This is a genomic window from Lysinibacillus sp. NPDC094177 (genome assembly GCF_050279145.1).
Lineage (GTDB): Bacteria > Bacillota > Bacilli > Bacillales_A > Planococcaceae > Lysinibacillus.
Window position 1 is genome coordinate 140,376 of record NZ_JBNNTW010000004.1, and the last position, 14,741, is coordinate 155,116.

Sequence of the window (14,741 nt, forward strand, 5' to 3'; positions counted from 1 at the left end):
CTGTTTCCCCCTACTCCTTCACTTCAATTAAATATATACCTTTCGAAAACCCTCCGCGTTGCTTCTTCTTTTGAGTACGTATTTGTTCCAATTGTTCATAGGATACATCGTACATTTGTAAAGCAGTATTTACTAATTCTAAAATATCCGTAAGTTCCTCAATAGCCTCTTTTGGTGAGGCTGCCTCCAGAAATTCTAATGCCTCTTCTTGCATTTTCACTTTTATTTCTTCTAAATGTTCTCCTTGTTCTAATACTCTTATGCTACATGTCTTACCCTCTGCTTCAATTATTTGTGGAATCAGATCACGTACTAATTTATTGTATACTGGCATGCCTACTGTCCCCTTTACATACGATTATTTTCCGTATTTCTGCTGAATAGTTTGTATATGTCGTTTTTTTGATTTCATCGGATACTTGCATTTGAGGCACAAGCTTATTTATATTGCTTGAAGATCATCTTGTGAGAAAAGCTGTTTTGCAGTTTGCTTTTGTGTTTGGATATAAAGCCAACGTATACTCTCTTTTCTCTTAATTTTTTTACTTAATATAAACAAAAGTAATTCCTAAAAACTATTATACCAATATCACAGTGGATATTTTTGTAATTATTTACATTGATATAGCTCATCACCATAATGTATGCTTGATTTCCGTTACTAAAGATTACTCTAATTTTTGCGGGATTGAATTCTTTCCAATATTATTTGAATTTACGATTCAATCAACCTCCGTCAAAAACTTATCATCTCAGCAATATATATCTATCAAAATAGTATAAATATATCACTAACATTAAATACCGGATATTTTTAACTGTAGATTTATGACTTTAGTATTGTTACTATAAAAAAGTATTTTTTTAGAAAGGAGGTTTTCTTATGTACGATTCTTATTATTTCGATGATTTCGATCCGGCATTTGGTGGTTTATTTCTCATTATTATGTTAATTTGCCTTGTGATGAGTATTGCAAGCTATGTTATTAGTTCACTTATTTATTATAAAGCATCTAAAATAAATGGTTTTAGCGATTTAGCATATATTTCTTGGATTCCAATTGTAAACGTTTATAGCTTTTTCTTATTAACGGCAAAGGGTGAAGATAACGCAACTGTTCGTGGAGCAGCGAAAAAGAATGTTCTTATTTACGTTGGATTAATACTTGTTTCATTTATTCCGTTTCTAGGTATTATTGCTTCATTAGGTCTTATTGGCTTTACTTTGTATTTCACATATCGCCTCTTCTATCGTTGGACTGGTGAAACTGGGAAAGCTGTACTTTATATCATTTTATCGTTCATTACATTCGGACTATTCTATTATATTTACGGCTTAATGAAAATGAATAAACCTTTCGTTGCATAGTACATATGCAAGTACAAAAAACCTCTTTACACCTTTTAAAGGTTAAAGAGGTTTTTGAAACACATATAAAAAGCTAATGAAATACCATCTTAGATAAAAATTTAATTTTATTTAATAAGCTATATTATCAAGTCATCTTTATGCTACAAGTGTATCAATAGCGTCCTTCTCTTTCGCAACTAAATGATTAGTTGCAAGGCTTACTACAATAGCTACTACAAAGTTAATAATAACAGCGATCATTCCTGTGCTGATGTCATTAATTACGTGTGGAATGTTCGGGAAAAAGTCAATTAGTTTATGTGATGTTACAGCAGCATACAGTACGATCCCTACACCGGTTAAAATTCCTATCATTGCACCGAATTTGTTAAGAATGCGATTTTTATAGAAACTAAATAGGAGTGCAGGAACAAGTTGTGTTATTAAACTATATGACATAATGTTTAAGATTGCTAGTGCATCCCCTCCAGTAATCGTGAAGATAAATGCAACCATTATTATAGCAAACACAAATATTTTTGAAGCAAATAACTGTTGGCGATCTGTTGCCTTTGGTTTCACAAGCTTGTAAAATCCAGTCATTAATCCAATGGAAGCAGACATTAACATAACAGATGCGGGTACTAAAGCTGTTAATAACCCAGCAGCACCGACAACACCTACTATCCAAGGATCAAATGTTTGAATCGTTAATCGGAGTAATGATAAATCTCCTTCAGCCCCTTTTAATCCTGGAATCTCTATAATGGCTGCAAAACCAATGAAAAATGCAAATAAGAGTAATAGAGTGTATAAAGGTAAGGTAATGGCATTTTTCTTCAATGCTTTTGCACTCTTAGATGATAATATTACTGAAAAGGAGTTTGGTAATAAATAGAATCCGAATGCATTTAATATAATGGTTGAAACAAACCAAGAAATACTTAAGCCAGAACTTGCAAGAGTTAAGCTTTCCGGTTTTATTTTCTCTACAGCTTCAAATAGAGGTTGTACGCCTCCAAAATAATGGTACGGAATATATATTCCTAAAAATACAATGACTCCTAGTATCATAATATCCTTTAATACGGCTGTCCAAGCAGAGCCATGGATACCTGAAATGGTAACATAAATTGTAATAATTATGGCACCAATAGTACTAGCCATAATTGGGCTAATTCCTCCATAGGAAGCCTCCGAAACAATAATACCTAACCCTTTTAATTGTATAACTATATATGGAATCAATGCGATAGCACCCAAAAACGATACAACAAATCCTAATATCGGACTTTTATAGTGGGAAGCAAAATATTCTGGTTGAGAAATAATGTGGTGATCTTTAGCATAATTCCAAATTTTCGGTGCAATCCAATAAGATAAAACATATGCTAAACAAATATATGCAGGTACATAAAAAGCAGCGGCTCCATTCGAATAAGCCCAACCACTACCACCAAGGAATGTGAAAGTAGTATAAACTTCTCCCGCAATTAGTAGGAAAATGAATAATGTACCAAAACCTTTATTACCAACAGCAAATTCATCGACATTCATTTTTTTTCCGTGTGTTGCTCGGATACCAAGGAAAAGAGCAATCAATGCAAATGCAAAAATAATCAGTAAAGCTATATTCATTATTCATCGCCTCCTTGGTTATCAGGATCCAATTTATACACAATCGCTAACACTAATGACGATAAAATCATCCATAAGATAATCCAGAACAGGAGAAACGGTAAACCAACAATATAAGGCTCTATTTTATTTGCAAAAGGCAAACATAAGCACATTCCAATAAAAGGTATCACCAATAACAGTTTAACGTTTTTCATATAAGCCTCCTTTGAATTCCCTCTTTATCGTACGAAAAAGTAGTGTAACCCTCAGTTTAACGAGAATAAGCCTGGAAAATTAAAGTTCAAAACACGGTTTCATAATGTATAAATGTCTTTTCTACGGATACGATCTTTATAAGTTGTAGCAGCCCCATTTTTACGATTTTCGTAAAGATCTTCAAGGGATAGTTCAGCAGTAATAACAGTACTTGATTTACTAGTAGTTTCTGCAATTACGCCATTTTCTGTCCAAGGTAAGTCTACGGGACCTATAATAGCAGTGGTCCCAAATCCATTTAGAATGGGCCCTTGGATTTCGCCAATTGTAGGACAATGAACGACATAGAGTTGGTTTTCAACACTTCGTGCATGAGCACAATGGCGAACTCTCCAGAAACCATATTCAGAGAACGTATAGGAAGGGCAAAAGATAATATCGGCACCTTTTTGACTATAAATATGTGCAATTTCTGGAATCTCTATTTCATAGCATATGGCGATACCGAATGTTACTGGTCCAATTTTGAAAACTTCTAATTCATCTCCCTCTATAGTGTTCCAAGCAGATTCAGCAGGGAAAATATGTGTCTTCCGATGTTTAAATACATTGCCATTCCCATCAAAGATATAAGTCGTATTGTAATTTCCTTTATTAGCGGGTTCAATTGTAGAACCCGCAATAATTATCTGTTTTCTTTTCTGTGAAAGATTATTAAAAAATTTAAGGTAGTCATCTAAAAAGAAACCTAGTTTCTCATTATCTTTTTCTGTGAATTGATTGTAATTGTTATAAGTTGTTAGTAAAGACAAAGTAAATAACTCTGGTAAGAGCACATAATCACTTGTTAGTGGCACATCATTGAATGCATGTAAAATTCGGTCCTTAAAGGTAGAGAAATTATCAACTTTTTGCAACTCAAATTGACAGCTTGAAATTTTTATTGTCATAAGATCCCCAGCCTCATCACTATATTTTCGTTTTAGAGCGTTCGAAAAGAATATCCCCATCTAGTATTGTTAATTCGACTTGAATATCTTTTAAATCTTGTGGAAGGGTTTTCAAAATACTTCGATCAAGTACAATCATATCTGCTAATTTACCAGGTTCTAAACTACCCTTTATATCCTCGTCAAAACTTGCATATGCACCGTTATAGGTATAAAGACGAATGGCTTCAAGAACATCTATTTTTTGTTTTTCACCAAAGGAAGTTCCATTGGCAGTGAGTCGATTGACCGCTTCGTGAATTCCCATAAACGGATTGTAGGTTGTAACTGGTGAGTCTGACCCCGCAGCAGCAATAATTCCTTGATCAATAAAGTCTCGTGCAGGGTACATAAAGTCTGTACGTTCACCGTAGTTCGTTAAATAACTTTCACCAAATTCATACGGAAATGGTGGATTAGGTATTGGAATCATCTTTAACTCTTTCATTCGTTGCTGTAAATCGGGGCTTGAAATTCCAGCGTGTTCAATGCGATGTCGATGATTTTCACGTGGATTTTCTTGTAAAGCGCGTTCTACAACATTCAAATACATTTCAATTGCTTGATCACCTTGTGCATGTACAGTAATTTGATAGCCTAATTCATGTGCTTTACCAAGTACTTCATAAATTTCATCCTCGGTGTAGTATAAGATTCCATGATCGTCGGGGTTGCTTGTATAACCTTCTCGGGTTGCAATAGTCGGACCAGTACTACTACCATCTGTAAACAATTTAGCAGGACCCACTTTAAAAAATTCATTTCCAGTTCCAGTTATCACCCCAGACTCCAACATATTTAATGTGAACTGCTTACAGTCACTTATACTAGCAATCATCGCATAGACACGAATTTTCAAGTCTCCTTTTTGGGAGGCTAATTGTAACATTCCGTAATTTTCTTTTGAAAACGTTCCAGCTTCATGAACGCTTGTAATGCCAACTTTTAAGAAATGTTGCTGCGCGATTTGAATTGCTTGATAAACTTCTTCATTTGAAAAAGTTGCTATCTCATTAAACTGCATAAAAGCATTTTCGATTAATCGTCCAGTTAGTTGACCTTTTGCATCTCTTTCAATTAAACCTCCTTGAGGATCAGGTGTTGTTTCGTTAATATCTGATAAACGTAAAGCAACTGAATTTACAATTCCGATGTGACCGCAAGTACGGGTAATGGCAATCGGGTGGTCTATCGTAATGTTGTCCAATTCTTCAAGAGTAGGATATCGTTTTTCTTTAACAGTTTGTTCATTGAAACCCCAAGCACGAATCCACTGACCCTTTGGTGTAGTAGCAGCTTTGTCTTTTAAAGTAGTCAAAATTGCATCTATGGAGTCCAACCCGGGCTCTTTACAGCTGATACTAAGTTGAAAAGTACCATACATGACCAGATGTAAGTGAGCATCAATAATTCCAGGTAGAATTGACTTTCCTTCCAAGTCAATTACTTGTGTAGAATCACAAATTAATTCTTTAATCTCCTCATTCGAACCAACTGCTAATATTTTGTTATCAGAAATCGCTAGAGCCTCACGGATAGAATCTTGTCCATCTACAGTAATTACTTCACCATTTAAAAAAACAATGTTCGCTTGCATCTAAATCCTCCTCGTCACAAAATTTAAATATTCTAAAAAATGAATATATTTGTCGTTTATTTTACCAAAAATAGATTGTCTTATATTCTTACAAAAGGTAATTATTTTCACTTATTATTAGACAAAAGGTTAAAAGGGTTATTTCTACGTAACTATAAAAATCCAAAAAAGCCTTTATTATGTGCATGCTAATATTACTTTTGAAAAAAACAAATTTATGCTGTGCCTTACTACCCCTCAATTTTTTCTATTTGTATATCAATAAACAATAATCAAACGTCCCAGTCAGATTTAGCAAAATTAAGATTAAATAAAACCATCGCAAACGTATTTCGTAATGTTAGATATCATAGGATGTACAAAATAAATACTTCAAATAATTTATAAACTAATTCATCTCTTCCGTTTGTAATTAAATTTAAAGCCATTACAATTTCTTTTGTTCATTATTTAAATCCATCGAAGAAAGAAAAAATGGAAAGTCTCTAATAATTCCTTAATTTCAATTTATTCACCACTTAAATTATAAGATCAATAATATGTAATTGAGTAGAAGTAATACCCTAAAAGAAAAATTAAAGGATAACTAATTGCTATATCTTTCCTTCATATTTCTATGCGATTTTCAGGGAAAGAAGCAATTAATACAGCATATGATGTACTTTGTCATACTCTATTAAATATTAGTAGAATCTAAAACAGAAAAATTTGTATAAAATGATTCTTCACCACTAGATTCCCAATAGTACCAAATTCATTTTTACAATTCGATCAATCTTATATCAAAAAAACATCATTAAAATAATACAAATATTCCATAAAAATAGTATATATGTACGATTATCTAACATTCCATGTATTTACCACTATAGATTTAACACTTTAGTACTGTTATTATAATGAAGTATTTTTTTAAAAAGGAGGTTTTCCAATGTACGATTCTTATTATTTTAATGATACCGATGCATTCTTCGCTGGTTTTTTCCTTATCATTATGTTGATTTTTCTTGTGATGGGTATTGCAGGCTATGTTATTAGTTCACTTATTTATTATCAGGCATCTAAAGCAAATGGCTTTGGTGATCTTGCCTATGTTTCTTGGATTCCTATTATTAACGTTTATAGCCTTTTCTTATTAACAGCAAAGGGGGATGATGACGTAACAGTTCATGCCGAAGCGAAAAAGAATGTTTTAATTTATGCTGGATTATTACTTGTTTCATTCATCATTCCATTTATAGGTATACTCGCTTCCTTAGGTCTTTGTTTTTATGTTATGTACTTCACATATCGCCTCTTTTATCGTTGGTCTGGTGAGCCTGGAAGAGCTGTACTTTATATTATTTTATCGTTCATTACATTCGGACTATTCTATTTCATCTACGGCTTAATGAAAATGAATAAACCTTTTGTTGCATAATTACATATGCAAAATGGAAAACCTCTTTACACCTTTAAAAGGGTAAAGAGGTTTTCAACTTAATCACGTAATTTTACACTATAATGTCCCATGGACTTAGGAATACCCTTTAATGCAAGTACCCCACTATAAACTAAAAATCTTATTCTACATTCTAAAAAGTAGACACTTGGAAGCTCGTCCATTAAAGGTAAGAGTTCCGCAATCACTGTTCCCGTCTTTATAAAATCTTTTGCTATTTATTCATTTGTAGGCTTTCTATCGTCTCTATAATAAGCGGGTCAAAATAATTTTTCTGATACCCCTTTTATCAAAAGACACTTGCTGAAAGAAGTTGAAAAATTGGGAACAATTCGTTGTATTTTCTACTCTCTTACAATACTTGACTTATCATGTTTTGAAAAAGAAGTTAGATAACAGAAAAAATATGCTATATTATAGTTAGAAAATTTAGAATTTCTATTTTTTAAAACAAAGGGGTTTGATGATTGTGTATGAAAATATTTTAAGACATCCAGGGCCAACGCCTATTCCGAAAAAGGTTCAGCTTGCGATGAATCGCGATATTATTAGTCATCGAAGCAATGAATTTGTGGAGCTTTACCGTGAAACTATTGAATTAGTAAAACCTGTTTTCGGGACAAAACAGGATATTTTACTCCTTCCATCAGGCGGTACTGCTGCTTTAGAGGCTGCGGCGGTTAATACTGTTTCTGCTGGTGAAAATGTTGTTGTAATAACGGTTGGAGCGTTCGGAGACTATTTCGTTTCGATTTGTGAGAAATACGGTTTTCATGTACATAAGCTTGAAAAAGATTGGGGACAAGCTTGCACAGCAAAAGAGCTACGAGAATTCTTGCAGCCGCTAAAAGATATTAAAGCTGTTTTTATAACATACAATGAAACTTCGACTGGTATCTTAAACCCAATTGCTGAATTAGCACAAGTTGTTCGTGAGGAAACGGATGCATTATGTATTGTCGATGGTGTAAGTTGCATCGGTGGATCTCCTGCGGAAATGGATGCCTGGGGAATCGATATTCTTGTTACTGGATCTCAAAAAGCGATGATGCTACCTCCTGGACTTTCTCTAGTCAGCGTTAGTGATAGAGCTTGGAAAGTTATTGAAGAAAATAATACACCGTCCTACTATTTAAACTTATTAAGCTATCGTAATTGGGCAGAAAAAGGGATGACTCCAAACACACCTACTGTCACACTTATATATGGACTTCACGAAGTATGTAAACTTATAGAGGAAGAAGGAGGCTTTGAAAAAACAATTGCCCGCCATGAACTAATGAAAAACATGGTGCGCAATGCAATGAATGCCCTCAATATTGAACTTCTCACTAATGAAGAGCATGCTTCTCCGACTATTACAGCGATTATGGCTCCAAAGGGGATTGCACTCGGTGACTTCTTGTCACATTTAAAGCAGCAATATCATTTAGATTTCGCTGGAGGACTTGGGGATTTGCAGGGCAAAATTTTTAGATTCGGCCATATGGGCTATTGCTTCCCAAGTGATATTTTACAGGCCGTTTCTTTAATGGAAGCAGCACTTCAAGACTTTGAATATGACTTTGAGCCAGGTGCAGGTGTACGAGCAGCACAGGAAGTATTTTTAACCGCTCAGCGAAAACAATGCCACGAAAAAGTGAGACTTTAATCAGTGAGGTCTTCTGCAAATCTAAAGATTAGTCTTCACCAATGGGACTTATACAAGCAGTTAATCTCCCATCTAGCTGGTAGTTTTTATTCTTACCACTTGTAAGTGAGATAAAGCTTTAAACCTTCAAATCTGTGTATGGATTTGGAGGTTTGTTTTTTTATTTGGGTTAATTTCATAAATTCATTCCCTTTAGTTTCAATGGATCCGAAAAAAAACTTTTCGTTATGGCTTTTTATATTTCGGCTGGGACATAAATAGTCTCGAGAAGAAGTGAAAAAAGTGAAATCGCGTCGTCGATTTCACTTTTTTCGAAAGATGTTAACAGTTTACAAAAATTATTTGAGAAGTGTGAGAGTTGTTGCGATTGCATTGTCAATAAATGATTTTTGTGGTTGAGATTTCATCATGACCGTTAATCCAATTAACGCCACAATTAGAGCCTGTGCTAAAGACTTTGCATCCGTTTCTTCCTCTAACTCACCCGATTGGATTCCTCGTTCAATTGTCTCCTGAAAAATGACGGCTAAATAAAGTTGATGTTCTCTCGTTAAGATTTCAAATCTCTCATCATGAGGAGCTAGTTCAACCATTGTATTGATGCAAAAACAGCCGTTACTAAGATCTTTCGTATATTCAGCAGCAATCACTTCTTCAAAAAAAATAGCAAATGCCTGTTTTACAGAGGTATGACTTTGAAGTCTAGATCGTATATCAGCTGCTCGAGATGTCGTATATCTGCGAAGTGCTGCTTCGAATAGTTCCTTTTTATCACCAAAGGTTGAATAAATACTCGGACGTTGAATCCCCATTCTAGCAGTGAGATCACTTAAAGAAGTAGCTTCATAGCCCTTCTCCCAAAATAACTGCATGGCAGCCTCTAATACTTTTTCCTCATCAAATTCACGGGTTCTTGCCATAAAAAATCCACCTCCATTGTTTAAGAGTTATTGAGTTTGTCCCTATGAATTTTAATACCAATCGGTATGTAAACATTGTATAATCAGCTGCTTTTATTGTCAATTTTCATAGTATTAGGTAAATGTTGAGTAAAATAATTTCAAATAATCCCTTGACACCACAAACAACACTAAGATATATTTACCAATAATTATATTGTACCGAACGGTATGTTATAATTAAAATCCAATAATGAACGGAGGATATGGTGTGGACAATGATCTGAGGCAAGAAGTTGATGCATCTGTGATGAATCTACAATCTTCTATGTCTAGAACTGTAACTTTATTATTCGCAACAGCCTGCGGAATGTCTGTCGCCAATATTTATTTCGCACAGCCGTTGCTTGATCAATTATCTAATGAATTTAATATTGATCACTCGACAATAGGTGTTGTAATTACCATCACGCAGATCTTTTATGGGTTGGGCTTATTACTTCTGGTACCTCTCGGAGATTTACTAAACCAACGACGCTTGATTATCGGACAGATGCTATTATCCACAACAGCTTTGGTTGTAGTTAGTACTGCTTCTTTTAGCGTGGTGCTTTTTACAGGTATTGCCTTAGTAGGTCTACTTGCAGTTGTGACACAGACACTTGTTGCTTTTGCAGCAACTATGGCTTCCCCTACAGAACGTGGACGTGTTGTTGGCATTGTTACAAGCGGGATTGTCATTGGCATCCTGCTCGCTCGAACCTTTGCTGGCCTATTAACAGACCTTACAGGATGGCGTTCCGTCTATCTAGTCTCTGCCGCCCTCACTCTTGTAATGATTTGTATATTTCTTAAGGTGTTACCAAAAGTGGAGCGTGAAGTAAACTCCCTCCCCTATCATCAGCTAATTAAATCCGTGTTCGCTCTGTTTATGCAAGAAAGAACATTACGCATCCGCTCAGTTCTAGCCATGCTAATTTTTGCTGACTTTAGTATTTTATGGACTCCACTTGTTCTGCCACTTAGTGCGCAACCATTAGCTCTTTCACATAGTGTAATTGGCACATTTGGTCTCGTTGGAGTGGCTGGTGCACTAGCTGCAGCACAGGCCGGGAAACTGGCCGATCGAGGTTACGGACAAAGAACGACAGGTATTGCATTAGTTCTATTACTCATTTCATGGTTGTTTATCAACTATCTAGAACAGTCGTTATTGGCATTAATTGTAGGTATTGTGTTGCTTGATTTTGCCGTACAGGCAGTACATGTCACTAATCAGACGATGATTCTTCCATTACGTACAGAGGCACGGAGTCGACTTACTGCTGGATATATGATGTTTTATTCCATCGGCAGTGCTGGCGGCTCAATTGCTTCTACACAGATGTATGCACACTTTGGCTGGGGAGGGGTTTGTTTCCTCGGAGCTTCAATCAGTACAATTACTCTTATTTTTTGGGCTACGACTAAACGGTTAACAAAATATTAAAGTTGATTTGGAGAGATAACAAATGGAAATAGGAATTACTTCTTTTGTAGAAACAAAACCAGATGTTCATAGTGGTGAAGTGATTAGTCATGCACAACGTTTGCGTGAAGTGGTTGAAGAAATCATTCTTGCAGATCAAGTGGGGCTGGATGTGTTTGGTGTTGGTGAGCACCATCGAGAGGATTATGCTGCATCCTCTCCAGCAATGGTGCTATCTGCTGCAGCTCAACAAACAAAAAAGATTAGGCTTACAAGTGCAGTAACAGTTCTATCTTCAGCTGATCCTGTGCGTGTCTTTCAGGATTTTTCTACATTAGATGGACTATCAAATGGGCGTGCTGAGATTATGGCAGGTCGTGGTTCCTTTATCGAATCCTTCCCCTTGTTTGGCTACAATTTAAATGATTATGATGAACTATTTGAGGAACATTTGGACTTACTCCTCAAAATTCGAGAGTCAGAAAAAGTAGTATGGGAAGGTAGACATCGACCAGCAATCAATAATTTAGGTGTGTATCCAAGACCTGTTCAAAACTCCTTACCAATATGGGTTGGTAGTGGAGGAAATCAACAATCTGCCATCCGTGCAGGACTTTTAGGATTACCACTTATGCTAGCAATCATTGGTGGCAGTCCATTGCAGTTTGCACCTATCGTACAGCTCTATAAAAAGGCAGCTGCTCAAGCAGGGCATGATTTATCAAAACTTCAGGTGGGATCTCATTCAATAGGTTTTGTTGGCCCGAATACTGAATGGGCAGCGGATACGTTTTTCCCATCAACAAAGGCGGGCATGAATAAATTGGGCAAAGAACGGGGTTGGCGATATTATGATCGCTCTAGCTATGATGCTGCACGAAGTTTTGAAGGTGCGTTATATGTAGGTGATCCAGATACAGTTGCTGAAAAAATCATCCATCTTCGAAAACATGTAGGGATTACACGTTTTATGCTGTACGTACCGTTAAGTACAATGCCACATGATCAAGTTATGCAAGCTATAGAATTGCTCGGAACAAAAGTTGCTCCTCGAGTACGTGAGGAAGTTGCCAAATGGGAGGCGGAAACGGCACTAGAGGGACATCCATTTCTTTAAGATATCTTTATTTAACAGGAGGAATTTATACAAATCTCCACCCTTTCCTCCTTGCGTGAAGAGATTTTAGCAGTTTTGAATTGTTGCCAAGCCGATACACCTAAAACAAGGACTTAGGAAATCTGAAGTAAAATTACAATTTAGGCCAATACTTCACGGCATGATCGACCGAATAATCTTTTACAGCCAGAATTATGAATATAAGTGCATTTTCAAAAGCTAAAAGTGTTATACTAATAAGCACGTTATAAATTGAGGAGTTAGACAGTATGAAATATTTTAAACCACAAATGCAGCAACTTGTGAAAGAAAACCGTGAATTACATGATCGCCTAAAAGAATTAATGTCCGAAATGGATTTGCAAAAAAATTATGCTTTAAAAGCTCTATATCACGCTGAAGTAGCGGACGGTGGACGCTATCAGGAAGATTATCAAGCGTTGGACTATTTATATAAATAACTCTAAATGAGCAAAAGTAATAAACGCAAGAATGTTGATTTTGATAGCATTCTTGCGTTTTCTTATTAACTAACTACCTTAATCATTAATTCTTGCTATTTGCACTGCTTTTGCCATGTATTCCTCACGCATTTCCACCGGCACCATACTTCCACCCGTTGCCCATACAAGATGAGTAGCTTGCTCCATCTTATCAACTAAATCATGCTTTTCTAAATAACTTTGTCCATTTTTCATTAACTGTATCGGTCCGAACATCCCTGCATGTGCAGATGGCTCTAAAAATAATCCTTCTACCCCCATAACTAATGATAGTGATTTAAATAATTCTTCATCTTTCACTGTGTAGCAACCACTCACATAAGTCTCCATTACTTTGCCAACAAATTTAGAAGCACGGCCAACAGCAAGGCCATCTGCTTCGGTTTTATTATTAAGACCAATATCTTCTACACTAATGGCGTCATGCAAACCTGTCATTAAGCCAATTGTCATACAAGGGGATGCTACGGGCTCAGCGAAGAAGATATGGGCATGCTCTCCAAAAATTTCGCGAATGCCGTACGCAACTCCCCCTGGTCCTCCACCTACACCACACGGCAAATATACGAACAATGGATTAGCTTCATCCACATTAATGTTCGTCTTTTCAAACTGTGCTTTTAAACGCTTCGCCGCCACTGCATAACCAGCAAATAAGTCCTTTGAATTCTCATCATCAATAAAATGACACATAGGATCTTGTTCAGCCTCTCGACGACCTTGTTCTACAGCAACGCTATAATCAGCTTCATATTCAATAACTGTCGCACCTTTTTCACGCAGCAATGCTTTTTTCCACTCTTTTGCATCACTCGACATATGTACAACGACATTAAAGCCGAGTTTTTTGCCCATAATGCCGATACTTAATCCTAAATTACCTGTAGAACCTACGGCAATTGTGTATTGCTGGAAGAACGCTTGAAAGTCCTCTGTTGCCAATACTGCATAATTATCCTCTTTTGTTAGTTTTCCACTAGCGATTGCAAGCCGCTCTGCATGTCTTAATACTTCAAAAATACCACCACGGGCTTTAATAGAGCCGGAAATTGGCAAGGCATGATCGCATTTTAAGATAAATTGACCTGGTATTAAAACTTCAAATTCCTTTTCAAGAGCTTTCTTTATCAAAGATATATCTTGTATCGATGATTCAATAATTCCATTGCTTTCCAAAAGTTCTGGAAATGCTACTGTTAAATAGGAAGAAAAGCGTTGAAGTGTTTCTTCTGCCTCCTCAACTTCCTCCATTGAGAAAAGATTTGTCTTCGCCTGATTTTTTCGACTTGCATTTTCCCAAAGCACAGTATCATGATTTGCTAATTCTTTTAGCCTTGGAAATTCATTTAATAGTTCGTGTTTAAGTTCATTTTTCATCTTCAGTTGCCTCCATTTTTTGTGCTAAAATTGCTCGTTCACAAATTTGTCGAAATTTCAATTCGAACGAAATATTGTTTTCTTGTGTTCGTTTTTTAGGTCCTCTCGTACGCCCACCAGCACGTCTAATTTTTTGACCAACATGGCGCATATCGAGCAAACGTTCGATATTTTCATCGGACATTTCTCGTCCATTTTGATCGATTGGATAACCTCCTCTTGCCAAAACCATAGCCGCTAAACCGTAATCCTGTGTAATGACAATATCATGCTTTGAAAGCGCATTCACTAGCGTAAAGTCAACCGAATCTGGACCCTTAGGAACAATAATTGTTATTACATTATCACGTTCAATACGGTGGGACGTATCGCAAAACAAGATTGTTTCTATCTCAAACTCAGATGATATAGATAGCGCTAAATCCACGACTGGACAGGCATCAGCGTCAATTAAAACCTTCACAATAAAGCATCATTCCTTTCTCATAATTAGATAAGTCACTCATCTCATT

General features: G+C 35.9%; 15 protein-coding genes. 6 read left to right on the forward strand and 9 right to left on the reverse strand.

Features of this window, described 5'->3' with window-relative positions; genetic code table 11:
• Nucleotides 1–10: 10 nt before the first annotated feature.
• Complete coding sequence (locus tag ACQKNC_RS08770; RefSeq protein WP_427424474.1) at nt 11–334, reverse strand: nucleoside triphosphate pyrophosphohydrolase; 324 nt, start codon at nt 332–334, stop codon at nt 11–13.
• Nucleotides 335–883: 549 nt separating this feature from the next.
• Here ACQKNC_RS08770 and ACQKNC_RS08775 point away from each other — a divergent pair.
• On the forward strand, nt 884–1,369 hold the full coding sequence (locus ACQKNC_RS08775; protein ID WP_427424475.1) for a hypothetical protein: 486 nt from the start codon (nt 884–886) through the stop codon (nt 1,367–1,369).
• Nucleotides 1,370–1,507: 138 nt separating this feature from the next.
• Here ACQKNC_RS08775 and ACQKNC_RS08780 read toward each other — a convergent pair whose 3' ends face one another.
• The 4 genes from ACQKNC_RS08780 to ACQKNC_RS08795 form a co-directional block, all read right to left on the reverse strand.
• Nucleotides 1,508–2,989: a sodium:solute symporter family protein gene (locus ACQKNC_RS08780; protein ID WP_427424476.1), complete on the reverse strand. Its 1,482-nt coding sequence runs from the start codon at nt 2,987–2,989 to the stop codon at nt 1,508–1,510.
• Nucleotides 2,989–3,186 (reverse strand): DUF3311 domain-containing protein, encoded by a 198-nt coding sequence (locus tag ACQKNC_RS08785; RefSeq protein WP_427424477.1) that lies wholly within the window; start codon nt 3,184–3,186, stop codon nt 2,989–2,991. Before ACQKNC_RS08785 ends, ACQKNC_RS08780 begins: the two co-directional genes overlap by 1 nt.
• Before the next feature lie 99 nt (nt 3,187–3,285).
• Nucleotides 3,286–4,137 carry a nitrilase-related carbon-nitrogen hydrolase gene (locus tag ACQKNC_RS08790; protein WP_427424478.1) on the reverse strand — a complete coding sequence of 284 codons (852 nt, stop codon included), beginning with the start codon at nt 4,135–4,137 and terminating at the stop codon, nt 3,286–3,288.
• Nucleotides 4,138–4,156: 19 nt separating this feature from the next.
• Nucleotides 4,157–5,773, reverse strand: a complete 1,617-nt coding sequence (locus ACQKNC_RS08795) for an amidohydrolase (protein WP_427424479.1) — start codon at nt 5,771–5,773, stop codon at nt 4,157–4,159.
• A 931-nt stretch (nt 5,774–6,704) separates the two neighbouring features.
• Here ACQKNC_RS08795 and ACQKNC_RS08800 point away from each other — a divergent pair.
• Nucleotides 6,705–7,193 carry a hypothetical protein gene (locus tag ACQKNC_RS08800; RefSeq protein WP_427424480.1) on the forward strand — a complete coding sequence of 163 codons (489 nt, stop codon included), beginning with the start codon at nt 6,705–6,707 and terminating at the stop codon, nt 7,191–7,193.
• A gap of 59 nt (nt 7,194–7,252) precedes the next feature.
• Here ACQKNC_RS08800 and ACQKNC_RS08805 read toward each other — a convergent pair whose 3' ends face one another.
• Nucleotides 7,253–7,378 carry a hypothetical protein gene (locus ACQKNC_RS08805; RefSeq protein WP_427424671.1) on the reverse strand — a complete coding sequence of 42 codons (126 nt, stop codon included), beginning with the start codon at nt 7,376–7,378 and terminating at the stop codon, nt 7,253–7,255.
• A 305-nt stretch (nt 7,379–7,683) separates the two neighbouring features.
• Here ACQKNC_RS08805 and ACQKNC_RS08810 point away from each other — a divergent pair, with 305 nt between their 5' ends.
• Nucleotides 7,684–8,865 (forward strand): pyridoxal-phosphate-dependent aminotransferase family protein, encoded by a 1,182-nt coding sequence (locus ACQKNC_RS08810; RefSeq protein WP_427424481.1) that lies wholly within the window; start codon nt 7,684–7,686, stop codon nt 8,863–8,865.
• A 338-nt stretch (nt 8,866–9,203) separates the two neighbouring features.
• Here ACQKNC_RS08810 and ACQKNC_RS08815 read toward each other — a convergent pair whose 3' ends face one another.
• Entirely contained in the window at nt 9,204–9,785 is a 582-nt protein-coding gene (locus ACQKNC_RS08815; RefSeq protein ID WP_427424482.1) for a TetR/AcrR family transcriptional regulator, read from the reverse strand.
• A gap of 232 nt (nt 9,786–10,017) precedes the next feature.
• Between ACQKNC_RS08815 and ACQKNC_RS08820 the strand changes: the two genes are divergently transcribed.
• The 3 genes from ACQKNC_RS08820 to ACQKNC_RS08830 all read left to right on the forward strand — a co-directional run bounded on the left by ACQKNC_RS08820 (nt 10,018) and on the right by ACQKNC_RS08830 (nt 12,810).
• Nucleotides 10,018–11,253: an MFS transporter gene (locus ACQKNC_RS08820; RefSeq protein WP_427424483.1), complete on the forward strand. Its 1,236-nt coding sequence runs from the start codon at nt 10,018–10,020 to the stop codon at nt 11,251–11,253.
• 22 nt (nt 11,254–11,275) lie between these two features.
• Nucleotides 11,276–12,349 (forward strand): LLM class flavin-dependent oxidoreductase, encoded by a 1,074-nt coding sequence (locus tag ACQKNC_RS08825; RefSeq protein WP_427424484.1) that lies wholly within the window; start codon nt 11,276–11,278, stop codon nt 12,347–12,349.
• A gap of 269 nt (nt 12,350–12,618) precedes the next feature.
• Nucleotides 12,619–12,810: a hypothetical protein gene (locus ACQKNC_RS08830; RefSeq protein ID WP_337990887.1), complete on the forward strand. Its 192-nt coding sequence runs from the start codon at nt 12,619–12,621 to the stop codon at nt 12,808–12,810.
• A 78-nt stretch (nt 12,811–12,888) separates the two neighbouring features.
• Here the strand turns inward: ACQKNC_RS08830 and ACQKNC_RS08835 are convergent, their stop codons facing one another.
• Nucleotides 12,889–14,229, reverse strand: coding sequence for a D-serine ammonia-lyase (locus ACQKNC_RS08835; RefSeq protein ID WP_427424485.1), 1,341 nt, complete (start codon nt 14,227–14,229; stop codon nt 12,889–12,891).
• The gene (locus tag ACQKNC_RS08840) at nt 14,219–14,692 is read right to left on the reverse strand and encodes a YaiI/YqxD family protein (protein WP_427424486.1); all 474 of its coding nucleotides are present in this window, start codon (nt 14,690–14,692) and stop codon (nt 14,219–14,221) included. The genes ACQKNC_RS08835 and ACQKNC_RS08840 overlap by 11 nt, the downstream gene beginning before the upstream one ends.
• Nucleotides 14,693–14,741: the final 49 nt, after the last annotated feature.

Excerpts from the sequence above, each read along its gene's own strand:
- ACQKNC_RS08835 (WP_427424485.1), bottom strand. The coding sequence starts at position 14,229 with ATGAAAAATGAACTTAAACACGAACTATTAAATGAATTTCCAAGGCTA.
- ACQKNC_RS08820 (WP_427424483.1), top strand. The coding sequence starts at position 10,018 with ATGAACGGAGGATATGGTGTGGACAATGATCTGAGGCAAGAAGTTGAT.
- ACQKNC_RS08785 (WP_427424477.1), bottom strand. The coding sequence starts at position 3,186 with ATGAAAAACGTTAAACTGTTATTGGTGATACCTTTTATTGGAATGTGC.
- ACQKNC_RS08825 (WP_427424484.1), top strand. The coding sequence starts at position 11,276 with ATGGAAATAGGAATTACTTCTTTTGTAGAAACAAAACCAGATGTTCAT.
- ACQKNC_RS08790 (WP_427424478.1), bottom strand. The coding sequence starts at position 4,137 with ATGACAATAAAAATTTCAAGCTGTCAATTTGAGTTGCAAAAAGTTGAT.
- ACQKNC_RS08775 (WP_427424475.1), top strand. The coding sequence starts at position 884 with ATGTACGATTCTTATTATTTCGATGATTTCGATCCGGCATTTGGTGGT.
- ACQKNC_RS08770 (WP_427424474.1), bottom strand. The coding sequence starts at position 334 with ATGCCAGTATACAATAAATTAGTACGTGATCTGATTCCACAAATAATT.
- ACQKNC_RS08815 (WP_427424482.1), bottom strand. The coding sequence starts at position 9,785 with ATGGCAAGAACCCGTGAATTTGATGAGGAAAAAGTATTAGAGGCTGCC.
- ACQKNC_RS08830 (WP_337990887.1), top strand. The coding sequence starts at position 12,619 with ATGAAATATTTTAAACCACAAATGCAGCAACTTGTGAAAGAAAACCGT.
- ACQKNC_RS08780 (WP_427424476.1), bottom strand. The coding sequence starts at position 2,989 with ATGAATATAGCTTTACTGATTATTTTTGCATTTGCATTGATTGCTCTT.
- ACQKNC_RS08805 (WP_427424671.1), bottom strand. The coding sequence starts at position 7,378 with ATGGACGAGCTTCCAAGTGTCTACTTTTTAGAATGTAGAATAAGATTT.
- ACQKNC_RS08800 (WP_427424480.1), top strand. The coding sequence starts at position 6,705 with ATGTACGATTCTTATTATTTTAATGATACCGATGCATTCTTCGCTGGT.
- ACQKNC_RS08795 (WP_427424479.1), bottom strand. The coding sequence starts at position 5,773 with ATGCAAGCGAACATTGTTTTTTTAAATGGTGAAGTAATTACTGTAGAT.